Source organism: Anabaena sp. TISTR 8404, assembly GCF_056847745.1.
In genome coordinates this window covers 593,234-609,525 of record NZ_CP180578.1, presented here as the reverse complement: position 1 = coordinate 609,525, position 16,292 = coordinate 593,234, and the positions used below count along the sequence as shown (strand labels likewise).

Annotated in this window: 11 protein-coding genes; 3 read left to right on the top strand and 8 right to left on the bottom strand. The window is 38.1% G+C overall.

Going from position 1 to position 16,292, the window contains the following annotated elements:
* Positions 1–123 precede the first annotated feature (123 nt).
* From ACMX3D_RS02670 to ACMX3D_RS02645, 6 genes are all read right to left on the bottom strand, one after another.
* The gene (locus tag ACMX3D_RS02670) at positions 124–1,395 is read right to left on the bottom strand and encodes a tetratricopeptide repeat protein (RefSeq protein ID WP_482749951.1); all 1,272 of its coding nucleotides are present in this window, start codon (positions 1,393–1,395) and stop codon (positions 124–126) included.
* A gap of 186 nt (positions 1,396–1,581) precedes the next feature.
* Positions 1,582–1,908, bottom strand: coding sequence for a hypothetical protein (locus ACMX3D_RS02665; RefSeq protein WP_482749950.1), 327 nt, complete (start codon positions 1,906–1,908; stop codon positions 1,582–1,584).
* Positions 1,909–2,035: 127 nt separating this feature from the next.
* Positions 2,036–2,995: an orange carotenoid-binding protein gene (locus ACMX3D_RS02660; protein WP_482749949.1), complete on the bottom strand. Its 960-nt coding sequence runs from the start codon at positions 2,993–2,995 to the stop codon at positions 2,036–2,038.
* Positions 2,996–3,342: 347 nt separating this feature from the next.
* Positions 3,343–5,070: a GAF domain-containing sensor histidine kinase gene (locus ACMX3D_RS02655; RefSeq protein WP_482749948.1), complete on the bottom strand. Its 1,728-nt coding sequence runs from the start codon at positions 5,068–5,070 to the stop codon at positions 3,343–3,345.
* A 148-nt stretch (positions 5,071–5,218) separates the two neighbouring features.
* Positions 5,219–5,668: a response regulator gene (locus tag ACMX3D_RS02650; protein WP_482749947.1), complete on the bottom strand. Its 450-nt coding sequence runs from the start codon at positions 5,666–5,668 to the stop codon at positions 5,219–5,221.
* 44 nt (positions 5,669–5,712) lie between these two features.
* Complete coding sequence (locus tag ACMX3D_RS02645) at positions 5,713–7,974, bottom strand: ATP-binding protein (RefSeq protein WP_482749946.1); 2,262 nt, start codon at positions 7,972–7,974, stop codon at positions 5,713–5,715.
* A gap of 1,184 nt (positions 7,975–9,158) precedes the next feature.
* On the opposite strand from ACMX3D_RS02645, the gene ACMX3D_RS02640 reads away from it, so the two are divergent.
* Together ACMX3D_RS02640 and ACMX3D_RS02635 are read left to right on the top strand one after the other, a co-directional pair.
* Positions 9,159–11,864, top strand: a complete 2,706-nt coding sequence (locus ACMX3D_RS02640) for a transcriptional regulator (protein ID WP_482749945.1) — start codon at positions 9,159–9,161, stop codon at positions 11,862–11,864.
* Positions 11,865–12,266: 402 nt separating this feature from the next.
* Positions 12,267–12,680 (top strand): DUF6636 domain-containing protein, encoded by a 414-nt coding sequence (locus tag ACMX3D_RS02635; protein ID WP_482749944.1) that lies wholly within the window; start codon positions 12,267–12,269, stop codon positions 12,678–12,680.
* A 221-nt stretch (positions 12,681–12,901) separates the two neighbouring features.
* Here the strand turns inward: ACMX3D_RS02635 and ACMX3D_RS02630 are convergent, their stop codons facing one another.
* Positions 12,902–13,570: a 2OG-Fe dioxygenase family protein gene (locus ACMX3D_RS02630; RefSeq protein WP_482749943.1), complete on the bottom strand. Its 669-nt coding sequence runs from the start codon at positions 13,568–13,570 to the stop codon at positions 12,902–12,904.
* A gap of 323 nt (positions 13,571–13,893) precedes the next feature.
* Complete coding sequence (locus ACMX3D_RS02625; RefSeq protein ID WP_482749942.1) at positions 13,894–15,108, bottom strand: MFS transporter; 1,215 nt, start codon at positions 15,106–15,108, stop codon at positions 13,894–13,896.
* 218 nt (positions 15,109–15,326) lie between these two features.
* On the opposite strand from ACMX3D_RS02625, the gene ACMX3D_RS02620 reads away from it, so the two are divergent.
* Positions 15,327–16,241 (top strand): ion channel, encoded by a 915-nt coding sequence (locus ACMX3D_RS02620; RefSeq protein WP_482749941.1) that lies wholly within the window; start codon positions 15,327–15,329, stop codon positions 16,239–16,241.
* The last annotated feature ends 51 nt before the right edge of the window (positions 16,242–16,292 follow it).

The window sequence follows — 16,292 nt, the reverse complement described above, 5'->3', positions numbered from 1 at the left end:
CGTTAATTGCCAGCCAATATTGTCTTTTAATTTCTAACCAAAGTAAGATGTAACCAAGCAAATATAAATATATTGATTTTGCCATTAATTACTGATAATTTATGAAGAATTCAATTACTCTTTTTATTTACCGCGATCGCGTTCTAAATCTTCAATCACTTTTTGCATATACCACTCATCTGACCTACCTGGATAATAATCTTGTTTTTGGTCAATTAATCTTTGAGCAATTTCCCAATAACCACCAACTAAGCGCAAAAGTTTTTGGCGTAGTAAGTTATACTTTTGCTTATGAGATTCAGGATAAGTTGTTTGAATTTTTTGCAAGCTGTTTAAAACTTGTTGATAATTATCCCAGTCTTCTTGTTCACAAAAAATACTAGCTGCACGTTGATAATCTTCGACAGCGCTTTGCATTTCTTCGAGTAATGTATAAGCAATGCCGCGATTGTAGTAAGCTTGGGCATCATCAGCATTAATTTGTAGCGCTTGAGTATAATCTGTAATTGCACCAAGATAATTACCCATTGCTCGATAAACATTACCTCTGGCAACATATATCAAAGCATCTTGGGGTTGCATTTGCAGTGCTTGGTTAAAATCGGCGATCGCACCTTGATGATCTCCTAATAAAGAACGGGCTTTGCCTCGGTTACGATAGACAATGGCATCTTGAAAATTCAGTAACAGTGCTTGGTTAAAGTCAGCGATCGCCTCACGATACTTCCCCATTTTGCAACGCACCACGCCCCGACAGCAATAAGCTTGAGCATCTTGAGGATCAGCTTGTAATACCCAGTTTAAATCTGCGATCGCTTCTTTTGTATCTCCCTTTTCGGCTTTGTCTAATAGTTGCGTAAAATAATCTTTTGTAGAAATTATCGGTGTAGTAGCAGTATTTTGCGGTTGCAATGCTGGTTTAGCTGGAGGTTGTAGCTGTTGAATCTTTTCCAGACAGAGACGACAATTTTCTTTATCTTTTTGCTGTAAATATAATTCTGCGGCTTTTTTAAAACTAGCGATCGCATCTTGAATAAATCCTTGCTTGCGGCGCACCATTCCGCGCAAACCATAAGCTGCTGCATAATTCCCACGCAGATAAATCGCACGTTCCACATCTTCTAACGCGCCAGGAAAATTTTTCAGCGCCACCCGCGCCAACGCACGGCTATAGTAAGCCTCGACAAATTTAGCATCAATTTTTAATGCTTCTGTATAATCTGAAACCGCTGGGAGAATTTGCCCTGAATCATAATATGCTAAACCTCTTTGCAGATAAGCTTCCGCATCATAAGGTGCAAGCTGCAAAGCTTGACTAAAATCTGCGATCGCCCCAGCATAATCTTTTTGCTTGGCTTTTTCTAACCCCTGTAAGTAGAGTTCTTGATGATTCATAATTCGTCATTTGTGGATGTATGTTGCAATCTGCCTACCGTAACTTCTATCTTGCACCATATTAAAAGCTGGGTGTTGCGGAATTTTAATGGTGAATCCATATCTTAAAGTGCTGTATGTAAACGAAATGCAGCAGAAAACATCTCTGTCTGTCTGCTGCTATCAAGTATGAGGCTGGGTCAATTTTTACATCCGTGTCATAACGACTATTTTGGTCAACTTGTCTTTTTCCAGTCCTTGTAGTTCGTCCAGATGCAGCCAACCCTCTTTGATCAATCTAGCAAAGACAAAGATCAGACCTGAATATCTGTAGTCGTATTTACCATCTATTTCATGCCTTCTAGCACTTAAGAAATCATGTAACTGCCACATTTCATCAGGCTGTGTAATCAAACTAGATCTTTGCCGAACTTCTTGGATTACGGCCTCAATTTCTCGCTGATATGCTTTCTCAAAAGCTTGTTTAGCTATCTCTTGCTCGGTCTTAGACCACTCAACTTCACTCACTTGCATTCTGAACCTTAAACTTTATGCGGTTAATTATTTTATCAATGTGCCATTTGCTTCAAAAAAGATAAGCGCCCTTGACTAGAGAGCGCTCATACCATCATTCAAGGTATAGCTATAGGAAGCACTTCTCCTAGCGAACTAAATTTAATAGCTCTTTAGGAGATGCCAGCAAATCAATTGCTACGAAGAAAATTTTACCTTTAGGATTGATTAAAAACCGCCAAGCCATATTCATACCGACACTAGCACCAAACCACGGAGTTTGGACTTTGCCAGTAACTTTGATTTGGGTGTAACCTTCTTCTGCTGGTTCAGCAACACCTCGCTCTGGAAGCAATTTGAGGTTTTGGCATTCTTCATTAAAAAATCGCAGAATAGCATCTCTGCCAACGATTGGTCTTTGGAAAGGAGGTTGTAGGGCAGCATCAGGTGCGAACAGATCAATTAATGCCCCAAAATCATTGGCATTAAGGTTGTTCATATAACTCAGCACCGTTTCATTCGTAATGCCTTCTATGGTGACTTGAGTTCGTTGTGACAACTCTTTAGGAGCAACAACAGGTTCAGAGACTCTGGTATAGTCACCCAACTTGTTTGGATCAAATCCCATATCAACTACAGAATTGCGTAAGACGGTAATTTGTTGTCCCTGATCCAGTTCTCTAACTGCTTGTAGTACTGCTGAAGCATTGGCTGAAAGCTGATAACCAGCAGGAATGGGAGCAACAATACCTTGATCCATCCATACTCCAAGTTGATACCAGAACCCTAGTTTGATATTTGCCGACCAAGTAGCATAGGTGCGACAAATTGGTGTATCAGCATTGTTGGCTAAATCACACATCACCTGACTTTGCTCAGGGAAAGTCATTTGCTTAATTTGATTAAGAGTTGCTTCTGCAAACTGCATACTAGCAGCGCCTGGAGCAGCAACAGTAATTGTTTTACCCATTTCTAGATAAGCAAACCAAGTCCATGCCAGCTGATCTTCCGCACTGAGTTGCTTAAATCTAGCAATTGTGGCTGGTACTGCATCAGCAGATAAGGTTTCTGGAAAAATACCACGGGCTGAGTCAATCGTAATCGCCATATTATTTGCAGACCTAATTTTATTGTGTTTACAACGAGCAACAGGACGGAAGCGAGAGCGTTTAGACGTTTTCGCTTCAGTGACCTGTTAAAAAACTATCATAAAAGTTAACAAAAATTCACATTTTTTAATATGTATTGCATAAAGATATAGAGGTAATCACATAGATTAGGACAAATGGATGCGCTTAAATGCCAGGAATAGTAATACTTCTACCTACTGCCTTGTCATAACGACAATTTTTAACAGCGACCTACTTAGGTGTTGAACAGCTTTAAAGCCATACCATTAGATTCTGCCACCCAGCTTTAACAGATAAACAAGCGTGCTTAAGCCCAAAATCTGAATTATGAATTAGAATGTCGCTTTGGCAACCTAACAATAACTTTAGTTCCCTGTCCCTCTTGGCTAGATAAACTAATACTACCGCCATGCAACTCTACACAAGCTTTAGTAATTACTAAGCCCAAACCTGTTCCTGGGATTGTGTCAACATTACTCCCGCGACTAAAGGATTTGAACAAGTTTTCTTGATCTGCTATGGGAATACCAATGCCTTGATCTTGAATTTCTAAGAGAATTTCTGATTCTTTGCCGTTGAGGTAAATTTCTATATCGCCACCTTCTGGGGAATATTTAATGGCATTCGATAATAAATTCAAAAGTATTTGTCGTAAAAGACCGCGATCGCCAGAAAATCCTTTATTATTTCCTGTAATCTTCAAAATTAATTCATGACGATTGTCTAATAATTCTTGCTGTTCTTCAATTAATTCGGAAATAAATTGCAGTAAATCTAGCGGCTGCGGCTTAAATTTGGTTTTGTCCAATTCTAGTTGGTGAACTAGTAGCATATCATCCACGAGTTTGGACATGTGCCTCGCTTTTTGCTCAATAATTTGCAAAAACCGATTTTTTCTCGACTCATCTAAACGTGCGCCGTGTTGTTTGATTGTTGATGCAGCAGCCAAGATAGAAGCTAAGGGTGTACGATACTCGTGAGAAACTGTGGTGACAATTTGAGTTTTAAATTGGTTAAGTTGCTTCTCTTTTAACAGTGCGGCTTGAGTCATGGCGAACAGTTCAGCCTGTTGAATTGCGATCGCCAATTGCACTGATACTTGATTGAGAATTTCTACTTCATCAGCTGGCCAGAGTCTATCTTGAGAACTGGGTTGGGCAATTAAAAAGCCCCAAAGTTTAGGGTTTGGGTTATTATTGTGATTCAGATTAATCGGAACTACCAAATTTGCTTGAGTATTCAGTTGCTCTTTGTTATGAAAGCAGAAATGACTCAAACTTGCTTCATAGTTCCGTGAAATTCTGCGTCTACATCTCCATTGATGATTTTCACCAAGATTGCTGTAAGCTACAACTAAGTTTTTTTGTTTAGTCGTAGTTGCATTATCTCCTAGCTGTGTAGTTACAAAGCTGTTTTCTGGTTGATAACAGATATCCCAGAGGTGAGCGCATATTTGCTCTGGTTCCCCAGATGATGCAACTATCTTACCACCCATATCAGAAGTGAACTGATAGACCATCACGCGATCGCACTTCAAAAGTTGCTGTACTTCAACTACAGCTGTATGCAAAATTTCTTCTAAATTTAAAGACTGACGAATGCGTAATGCTGTCGTAGCAATCAAACGTTGTCGTTCTTGCGTTTTGCTGAGTTTAACTTTCAGGCAAGATTGCTTAATCGCATTACGAACTGCCAATTGTAATACATCCGCCTGGAGGTGCTGTTTAACTAAATAATCGTCAGCGCCTCGTTTCATCGCTTGTACTGCTACTTCTTCATCACCACGCCCTGTCAGCATAATTATAGACACAGGGGTTTCAAACTTCTGCTTTTTTAAGCGTTCAAGCAAATCTAACCCATTCATCCCAGGCAAACAAAAATCTAGCAGAATCACATCGCAGTGCATTGCTTGGCACAAAGCCAACCCTTCCTCCGCAGAATCTGCCTCGAAAATTTGGTATGAATTTTGAGGATCTTTTAATAGATATCGACGATAAATTTTCCGATCCTCGGCACAATCATCAATGATGAGAAGCGTCCAGGTGTCCGGCATATTAAGAATGGGGGAGAATGTTTACACTCCTTCATTTAGCATCCCATGTATAACGACAATTATTAAATAATCCTTACAAAAATATAAATTAAATATTAAATTTTGAGGCTAGAAGTTAAAAAATAATAACCTCTAGTCCCTAGCCCCTCTAACCAATAGGTGGTACAGTATTTCTCTCCAACCAATAGTCAACAAATGCTTGAACCGTCTTTTGCAGTTCTTGAGCATCCATTGGCTTGACTAGATAGCCATTGGCTCCTTTTTGGTAGCAAAATTCAATGTCTTTTGGGTTGGATGAGGTGGTAAAAACCACAATGGGGATTTTTTTGAAACATATATCTTGCTTGAGCCGTTCTAGAATGTCACGGCCGTCAATCCCTGGTAAATTCAGGTCAAGCAAGATTACAGAAGGCTTTGGTATGGTGTTCGGGTTTTCTGAACTTTCTTCTTGATAAAGAAAGTCCAAAACCTCATCCCCATTTGTACATCTATATATGGGGTTCTGGACAGCCATCCGCCGCATCAGGCGTTGCAACATTTTAAAGTCTTCATTGCTATCCTCAACAACCAACAGAGGTTTGTTAAGTTTTTCCGTCATCAGAGATTTTAAAAAATGTAACAAAATTTTTTAAATATCTTAAACTATTGCCCCACAGTGAAATAAAAGGTAGAACCCAAGCCCACACTGGATTCCACCCAAATTTGACCGCCGTGTAACTCAACAATTTTTTTAGAAATGGCTAGTCCTGCGCCTGTGCCGCCGCCATACTTTTCTTGAGAGTGCAGCCGTTTAAACAGTCGAAAGATAGTTTGATAATGATGCTCTTGAATACCAATACCGTTATCTTTAACATAAAAAACGGGGAAAGCGACATTTTTCCGGTAATTATGCGATTCTTCTGGAGTTATAAAGCCAATTTCAATCAAAGGTTCTGGTTTATCGTTGTACTTCAAGGCATTGATCATCAAATTACTAAAAACTTCATTGAGTAATACCGGGTCACACTGAACTGTTGGTAAAGGCCGAGGAATGCGAATATTAAGTTGAGATTCTTGGCGACTGGCATTCATCACATCAATCACTTGGTTTAGCAATTCATTGAGATCGGTAAGTTGGAGGTGCAGTTCTGTTTGCCCTAATTGCGAGAGACGCAACAAAGAATTAATCAGAGTTTCCATCCGCACAGACAAAGACAGTACAGTCTGCAAGTAGTCAACGCCATCTTCATCTAAGATTTGGGCATAATCTTCGATTAAAATTGTCGAGAAGTTATAAATGCCGCGCAAAGGTTCTTTGAGGTCATGAGAAGCTGCATAAGCAAAGGATGCAAGTTCGCGGTTACTGCGTTCTAACTCTTGATTGATTTTGGCTAGTTCTTCAGCTTTGGAAAGCACAATTCCCACGATCGCATTCTTCAATGCCAAAGCATTATCAATCTCACACTGTTTCCAAGGTAGAGAAGTTAATTGTACTATTTCCTGCCATTTTTCAAAGGATGTGCGCGGACACAGAGTAACGCTACCATCTGTATTTGTCTGTATTGACTCGTTGGGATTGCCCGCCCAATTGATAGTTTGCAAAACTTCAGGCCGAAACCAGAGAATATAGTAACGCTGGATTTGGGAAATGCGTAACAACAGCAACCCACTGGCTGTATCTTTAAATTGGATTGCCTCTGGGTACAATTTAGGCAGAGAATCGGTGGCAAAAATGCGCTCGCTAATTTGACTATCTGCCCAAGCAATCAGTTCTCGAACTTGTTCTATATCTGGCGTTGCACCCACCAATGTAATTTCATTATCCAGGCATACCGCCGCCCCTGTGGCACTGACAAGAGCTAATAAACTAGGTTGAGGCTTAATTAAAGCATCAATAAAATTATCCGCCTGAGAAATTAACTCAACAAATTCCGACTGGAGAGATTTCAGCCTCACTTCATAGTCTAATTCTGAGTGAACAACTTTGTGTCCTAACTCTAACGACACAATTTGCCCCAAAAATTCGCAGATTTTCCGCACTTCGTAAGCAAGATATTTCGGCGTTTGATGATGACAAGAAATTAAACCCCACAACTGCTGATTTTTAATTAAAGCAATCACCAAGATGGCTGCTACACCCATATTTTGATGATATGTAATACAGCAGGGATCAACACTCCGCAGTACAGCCCAGCTTAAATCAATGGGTGTTGCAGGTGAATCTGCTTGTGAAATCAGCTTGACAGGTTGAGCTGTCAGATTGGGGATAAATCGCTGTAAACACTTGGTATATAGCTGTCTTGCAGGTTCAGGTATATCTATAGCGGGATAATGAAGTCCTAAATAAGGCGCTAAGTCTTCTCGTTTGACTTCAGCAACTACAGAACCCGCACCTTGTTCATCAAACTGATAGACCATTACTCGGTCAAAAGCAGTGATTTTGCGGTATTCTGAGGCTACTAAATGCAAAAATTCTTCGAGGTTTGAGGTATTTTGCAATTGTGCGATCGCTTCACTCACCAATGCATGAAAATCTAAAAAACTTACCTCATCCTCACTCTGTTTTGGCTCTAGCTCCAAAATTACAGCATTACTTGTCCGATGAACAATACCATCAAAGTATCGCTCTCCATTTAAAGTTATGATTGGTATTTTTAAAGTTGTCACACTGCCAATTTTTTTCTCTAAGCACTTTTTAATAGTTGCAACCTGTTGAGTAGCAAGTAAACAACTTAGTGGTTGACCAAGTAACTCTTGGGGCTGCTTATCCAAATAGTTTTCGATGTTGTTGCTGACTTGCCAAATCTCTAACTCAGTATTGAGTGCAAGTAATAAACCATGAGGCTGTATCGACCCAGACAGATGAATCGGTTGGTCATGGCTATTCCAAGAAGTCGTTTGAGCAGTGATGTCTTCAGGACTCATGATGTGAATAAATAAAGTTTAACTGATGACAATGCACTAAATCGCAGATACGAATTATTCTGCCTTGCTCTTGCTGCTGATTTATCAACAACCCACCACCGTTTTGGGAGAACAACAAAACCCTTCTGTTACTCAAAGAGTTTAAGCACGCCTCAAAGCCAACGATAGAAATCTATTCCCCAGCGTGTAAAATCTTGACCGTGATAGCACCATCAACCCAAATCCAAATTAATCTACCCATGCACGAAGCGGATTTGATTAAGCTTTGATAGAGCTTGTTTTGCGCCCACATGCTCACTTGCTTTTATCGGCTATTATGAATAAAACTATCAGCAACTGCTAAAGTTCCAGAGATAACATACAAAAAGTAAAGATTCAGATTCTTAACCCAGGTTTTAAAAGCATATTTGTTTAATTAGTATTTATATTTTTAGATTTTACTAACCCTTAACCTTTAATGCCAGTTCATAAATATTTTGAAAAAATATTATTGGATATTATATATACAAACAAATTATATCTAATACTTCTATAGACAGAGGTTCTGCAAATAATTAACTCTTAACCTGCAAGATATAGCTAGAACAGGTGTTACTTAATAGCGATATAAATTGAGGTAAATCCGTATGGATTATCCAAGGTTTTGGTATTCTCATAACAGTAACAACGGAAAAAAGAGGTAAATAAAAACACATTTGTGTAGATTGTAGCCGTCAAATTATTGATGTATGTGAAGTAGTATCCGGTTACTCAGATGAAATCAAACAACAATGTCTGAAATGTAGGTCAATGGCATAGTTTTTCGTGCAGTTGAACTATCAATAGCGCACACCAGACTACTGTAATTCATTGGGTAAAACTCGTAGGAAAACAATTACTGGATACTCCAGAGTATACTGATATGCCACAAATAGGAGAACTCGGTAATTTAGAAACCAGAAACCTTTATCGAAGTAAGAAAAACAAGATTTAGCTTTTGACATTAGTGAATAATTTCACTCAAATATTCTTGCATAGGTACTCGGTGATGTCTGCGACAAGCCCTTCGGGTGACGCTCCTGCGTCGCTAACGCTGTGCTAACAGCGGTTTCAACTCGACGGGAACCACCAAGACTTGAACTGCTCACCACAAAGCGTCTACGCAGTGCAGGAACAAACATTGTCCTAATTCCAAAATAAAAGAAATGCTGAGATCTCCTGTGCAACAGTTATTAAACTATCTGAAAGATCGTTGTGTTCCCTTGTTTAGCAACGCCCTAGAACAGCTAAAACTCATTTATGAACTAGCTAAGGCAGTAATAACTGAAATTACTCCAGAAGTAAAACCAGTAGAAAAACCTGCAAAGACGAAATTTACTCAAGAAACTAAAACTTTCAAAGAGGTAAGCATGAATACTTTAACTATCGATACCAAAACTAATTGTTATGTTATCGACACTAACCAAATGAACAATTTGCAACAAAATATTGCAACATCTTTTGTTTTTGAAAAAGGTACTTTTGATATCAGGATTATTCGAGGTAGATATAGCCACAGCAATACCAGAACAGCAGGAGAACCTTTTGTTTTACTGTGGATATATGGAGATAATGGTAATACATTTATCAACAGGTCTACAGGTTTTGAGGTAGGCGCAACATGGACGACGCTCAATGGTTACAATGATACTTTAAAGCTAGAAGTTAAAGAAAGAGCAGTTCTCAATGCTTTGTTTTTTGATTTTAGTAATGAAGATAATAATGGTTCTATTGACCTCTTAATTACAAGCGATAAGCAATTTTTTAACCCTGTAAACATAACAGTAGACAGCAAACGCAACTGTTATGTTATTGATGATAATTACCTATCTAATCTCAAACAATCTGGTTCTAACTTGGTTGAGTTGAACCCAGGTAATTATCGAATTAAAATTCGTGAAGGCAATGCCAGCTATTGGTCAGATAGCAAAAAGTTTAATATAGAACCTTGGGCTTTAATGTTGGTCAAAGGTGGAAAATTTATTACAAAATTGACTGGTATTGAAACTGACGAAACTTGGGTTTCATTAAATGGACTTAAGGATGAAGTAGTTTTAGAAGTCAAAGAAAAAACTACACTGACAGGTTTATTTTTTGACACCTACAAAGAAGATAACGAAGGGCAGATTATTCTGGCAATAGAGCAAATAAGCAACGCTGAAATAAATGAAAAACGCCAACAGTGGGAAAATAACAATTCTACTTCTATAGAGAAAGAACAGGAAGATATAGTACACAGGCAAGAAAACTATACGTTTGACTTCACATTCCGGTTTGAAGAAGAGGAGTTTAAGAAAAAGTGGGAAGAGCAATTAAAGCAAATTGATAGCTCTATTAAAGTAACAGACAAAATTGATATAACACTAGAAAATAAGTATTGGGAACAACTGGAACAATTACTGCTCAAGAGTTACGAACAGCACTTCAAGAGCCTGTCTATAGAAGTTGCAAAAGTCAAGTTTTCGATGGATGCTTATCTACAACAGGTAGAGTTGAGCTTGAGACAGAACTTGCAAGGTTGGTCTGATTATTACTTAGAGCGGATATTGGAAGATAAAATTAACGTTGAGATATCGAACAAAATTAACCAACAAATCAACCTCTATTTTGACCAAAATTTTGAACAAAAAATCCGCAATAACATTGGCTTAATTATCAGCAATATTATCAACAAGCAGGAAATTAACCAGTACGTTAATCAGCAAGTAAACCATTCTTTTGAGCAAAATATCCGCAATAATATCAACCTGATTACCCATAATATTGTCAATAACAACACTGAGTTGAATCAGTATGTCGGTCAGCAATTTGAGCAAAATATCCGCAATAATATCAACCTAATTACCCGTAGCATTATCAACAATAATACTGAACTGAATCAATATGTCAGCCAGCAAGTTGATAACTCATTCGAGCAAAACATCCGCAACCACATTAACCTGATTACTCACAATATCATCAATGACAATACTGAACTGAATCAATACTTTGACCAGCGCGTACAGATGGCTGTTGATAACAACACAGAAATTAACCAAAATATTGTTAACATCGTTAACAATAGTACAGAAATTAACCACAAAGTTGAGAGCATCTTAAATCAGACATTTATGACTGTAGTGACAGAGCAGGTTGATCAGTTGATTCATGTCATAGGTGGTAGAGAAGCATTCATCAACCTGATTAACCAGAGCATTGTCAATGATAATAATGAGTTGAATCAGTATGTTGACCAACGCTTACAATACAATGTCAGCAACAACAATGTTTTCATTAATCAAATCTTTGAGAATGATCAGTTAACTCAAAAGATTCAGAATATCTTTATTGATAATTCTCAAATTCATCAGATGATTGAAGGCCTGGTTATCAATAGTCCTGAAATTAACAACAGAATTCTCAACTTTGTTGTTAATAGTACGGAAATTAACAACAAGATTAGCAACCTCTACAGAGATATTGACATCAAGATTGAGAGCATCCGTAATGAATGGAATCAAACATTCATCACTCTGGTGAGACAGTACGTTGATGAATTGATTGCTATCATCGGTAATAGAGAATCGTTCAATATTCAAATTGCGAATATCATCAACGTCAAGATGGATGAACTACTCAACCAAATCTGGCGAATTAGAAACGAGTTGACTGTGTTCATCAACAATTCAGACAGAAATCTTTATGAGTGGACTTTGGGTGAACTCATGGTGATTAAAGGTTGTTTAACTGATCGCCAGGCTCTTGTCGAGCAGCTAGTCACTTTCAGTTCTGAACTGAGGGTCAAGCTAGATAATACTAACTGCGTTGACATCAACACATTCAAACCTTTCAAGCCTATCTCAGTTCCCCAACAGTTACCAGCAAATAGATAGATTGAACCATCTTTTGCTACTTTATTTTTTTCTGAAGTAGCAAAAGATTTAACTCGTTGAGAGCTAGAGATTATTTGACCAATAATTCATGCGGTTAACCCCATAGATGAATCTATGGGGTTAGCTGTGCTTGCGATTTTAATCGCCGTTCTAATACATCGACAATGCGTTTTATCAAAGTAAATTTTAATACTAAATTTTTGTTACAAAGCGCCAAAGTACTTATAAAGTTTACCTGTTATGTCTTTACTGTAATTACCCAGTATTGTCCGTATTAATATTTACATTATAATTGAATCTGATAGTTAAATAAGAGAGAGTGTCTATTTTGAAAAATGAACAGCACTTTCTAACAGACAAATTTGCTATCAATAACTTTTTCTGACATCAAAGGCTTTTTTCATGAATCGTAAGAATTTTTTGACCATCCTGACAACAACTGTATTTTCTATCATATCTTGGCCGGCGATCGCTCAAGACGCAACACAATTTCAAACGCCTTCCGGGAATATTCATTGCTTAATCGCAGATCAAAGTATTCGTTGTGATGTCTTAGAAATTACTGCAAAAATTCCACCTCAACCAAGAAACTGTGAATTGGATTGGGGTCATGTCTTTAATCTCAATTTGCGGGGTCGTGGTTATCGTGGTTGTTATGGTGATACAGTCGCAGATCCCCAAAATCCTGTTTTGCAATATGGTAAAACATTGCGTTATCAAGGCTTTGTTTGTACATCCAGAAGGACAGGATTAACTTGCATTAACCGCGATAACAAAGGTTGGGAACTTAGCAGAGAACGACAAAGATTTTTCTAAATTTTCAACATCAGCCTTGAGTGCGATCGCAATTAATTAACTCAAGCTAATTTTTCTTTCTCAGCATTCAACTTCTTACACCACTATCAGCTAAATTATTTTTTATATCAAATAAAAAATCTGGGGAAATGACTAAATTCAATTCCTCAGATTAACAGTAAATTAAGGTTGGGAAGGTAAATATTATTTAACGTCTATAAATGAATTTACTGTGTAAATAATTATTCAGTCAGCAAGCTAGGAGAAGTCAAAACAAAAACATCCCTAATTCCTAACCCCTCAGTTTGTGGTTTTATCGGAGTCGTAAAGTGGAAAAATTCGTGGTCGTTAACTAACAAAAGTTCACCAGAAGTTAGAACTTTGCTAAAAACAGGCTTCTCTTTTTTTCCAGTATATAAATGTGTTTCTCCACCTTGAATATTTTCCCTAGCCACAGAAAATATCCCGATAAAATCAGTACCATCTTGATGGATACCTTCAGGCGCTGGATTGCCCATATTTTCAGGCGAACAAATAGTTCTGATTTGATGAACTCCTATTTCTGCTTCTGGGTGCAGTTTGCAAGAGTCACTAAATGCTAATACCATCTTTTTAAAGATGTCAAGCTCAATAATGCCATCTTCTAATTCAGCAAATTGTCTTTTAACATCTCCTAATAAAGGATTGTAAGTCTTGCTTTGAAAGAGATAACCATGCGGTAGTTTAATTAATTGATTCCCAGAAACAGTAAACCGAGATAATCTTCTCAAACGATAATTGCCTTTGATATAAGGATCAACTGGCAGATGATTAAAGAATGGTTCAAAACCTTCTGGATTAATTGAATTTACCTTTCTGAGAGTAAACAGAAAGGCATATTCTAATTCTGTCGATTCCCATACTTTTTGCATAGGATTTACCTGCTTATTAGGTTTAAATCCTCCGCTATTTTTCTTTCTCGGAGGCTTATACCACCGAGTATATGCTACTTTTTATTAAACTGTCGTTAAATTGACTACATAAATTGACAATTTGTGATAAAGCAATAACTTTACGTAGAAAGAAAAATATTCTGTCTCCAGCCTCTGTTTTTTGACTCAACCCGTATGTGTCTCATAGTAAATACGGCATTAAACTAGTGGGTTTAAAGTAATATGCTAATCTCAGCCCCAAGCATCGACAATTCAGTGTGCAAATTGTATTGTTTCCCGAATGAAAGCATGAGCGTGCTGTACTATTCAATAGTTTTATAAGGTATATAGTTTTTCCGAGTGAAGATTGCCAAAAATAAGACGAGAAAAGTCAAAGTTCCTGCTAAATATAATGGATAGCTATAAGTTTGAGGATGAGATTGATTGATAATCAAACCAGCAATTACAGGACCAATACCATTGGAAATGCTTAAATAAGAAGAGTTCAATCCCATTGCTGTACCTTGTTCTTGTGATTTAGCATTGAGAGAAATCAGTGTATTGATCATGGGTTGAACTAAAGAGTTAAATAAGGAATATAAAATACTAACTATGACGAAATAAGTAATATTCTGCCAAAGCGGCATGATGATGAATGACAAACTGCGAATAAATAAAGCGATAAATAATATACTAACAACATTAAATTTACGGCTGAGAAGTGACACACCCCAAGTTTGCATGATTGTCCCCAACATGCCAAATAAGATAAACATCAGTGTCAAAGATTGGCTAGTTTGCCCTAAAACTTTAATAAAGTAAGGTTGAAAGGCATAAGTAAAAATTGTAAAAGTTGTGCCAATAAAAAAGTTGATAATTAGTAATACACCAATTTTTGGCATAGCTAAACCGCGAATTAAATTACCTAAGCCAATGTCAAAGATGTTGTGTGCTTTAGCAGCTTTGGTGTGTAGCGTTTCTGGTAAGAAGAAAATTGTAATTAACAGGGCGAAAAATGCGATCGCCGCAGAAACTAAAAAAGCCGCCCCTAAAGAAAATTGCTGCGCCAGCAAGCTGGTAACTGGCCCCAACACAAAACCTAAACCAAAGGCTGCACCGTAAATTCCAAAAGCTTTAGCGCGGTTTTCCGGTGCGGTGACATCAGAAATAATCGCCTGTGCTACAGAAGCATTACCGCCAGTAATGCCATCGAGAAATCTGGCGAAGAATAGCCAGCTGGCTGTGGTTGCAGTACCTGCGATCGCATTGGCAATTACCGTCCCAGCTAAACTAATGATCAATAAAGGTTTTCGCCCAAAGCGATCGGATAGTTTACCAATCACAGGTGTGGCGAAAAACTGAGCGATTGAGTAAATCGAAAATAAAAAACTTGTCTGTAAATCACTCAGTCCAAATTGTTTGCCATAAAGATAGATAATAGGGATTAAAATTGTGAGACTGAGGGAATTAATAAAGGCAACTAAAGCGGTAATCCAAAAATTTCGGTTCATCAGCAGTGTACAAGCATTTTGTATCATTCAGCCACTGCACTTTATCAGAAAATAGCGACTTTTAAACTTAGTCCTAGAGCATCGATTTAGTAATCAGAAACCTAACCTCCTAGCCCCCTTCCCTACGAGGGAAGAGGGAAACTCAACTCACCTCTCCTCGTAGGAGAGGGGTTGGGGGAGAGGTTCTTCCAGCATTACTGAATTGGTGTTCTAGTAACGATTCACCGTTCTTTTGGCCACACCCGATGAAATTTCAACTTAAAAAATTTACACGGAAGCAAAGACAGCGTTCACAACCCATTATTCATCTGAAGTTTCGCAATGGTAATTTCGAGATTATGGGCTTAGGTGTATGGCATTCTTATTGGCGCGATCCTTACCATTTACTTTTGACAATTCCCTGGACTGGATTTGTACTCCTAATTTGTGCTTTTTATGTAGCTATTAATACTCTGTTTGCGCTGGCGTATTTATTAGGAGGAGATTGCATTGCTAATGCCCGTCCTGGTTCTTTTTTTGATGCTTTTTTCTTTAGTGTGCAAACCCTAGCATCTATTGGCTATGGGGCAATGTATCCGAAAACCAGTTATGCCAATATGATTGTTACCATTGAAGCGATCGTTGGCGTGATGGGAATTGCAGTAATGACAGGGTTGGCCTTTGCCCGGTTTTCTCGTCCAACTGCCCGTGTCATGTTTAGTCGTGTGGCTGTAATTTTACCCCATGAGGGAGTGCCTACTTTGATGTTTCGTACCGCTAACCAGCGGCGCAATTCAATTTTGGAAGCGCAGATGCGGGTGTACTTAATGCGAGATGAAATTACCGCAGAAGGTCAGTTCATGCGACGCATTCATGATCTCAAACTTGTGCGGCAGCAAACTCCTGGTTTTGCTTTAACTTGGTCAGTCATGCACATCATTGATGAGTCTAGTCCTTTATATGGTGTGACACCAGAATCTTTAAGCCAGACCAATAGTTTATTGATGATCTCTTTAACTGGCATTGATGAAACAGTAGCACAAGTTGTCCATGCACGTCATAGCTACGCTGCTAATGATATTTTATGGAATAGTCGGTTTGTCGATATACTGCACCATGCTGCTGATGGGCATCGTTACATCGACTATAACCAGTTTCATGATGTTCTGCCTTTAGAGTAAAGCCGAGTACAATAAACAGGTTAGCACCCAAAAACGCCAAGTTTTTTTATT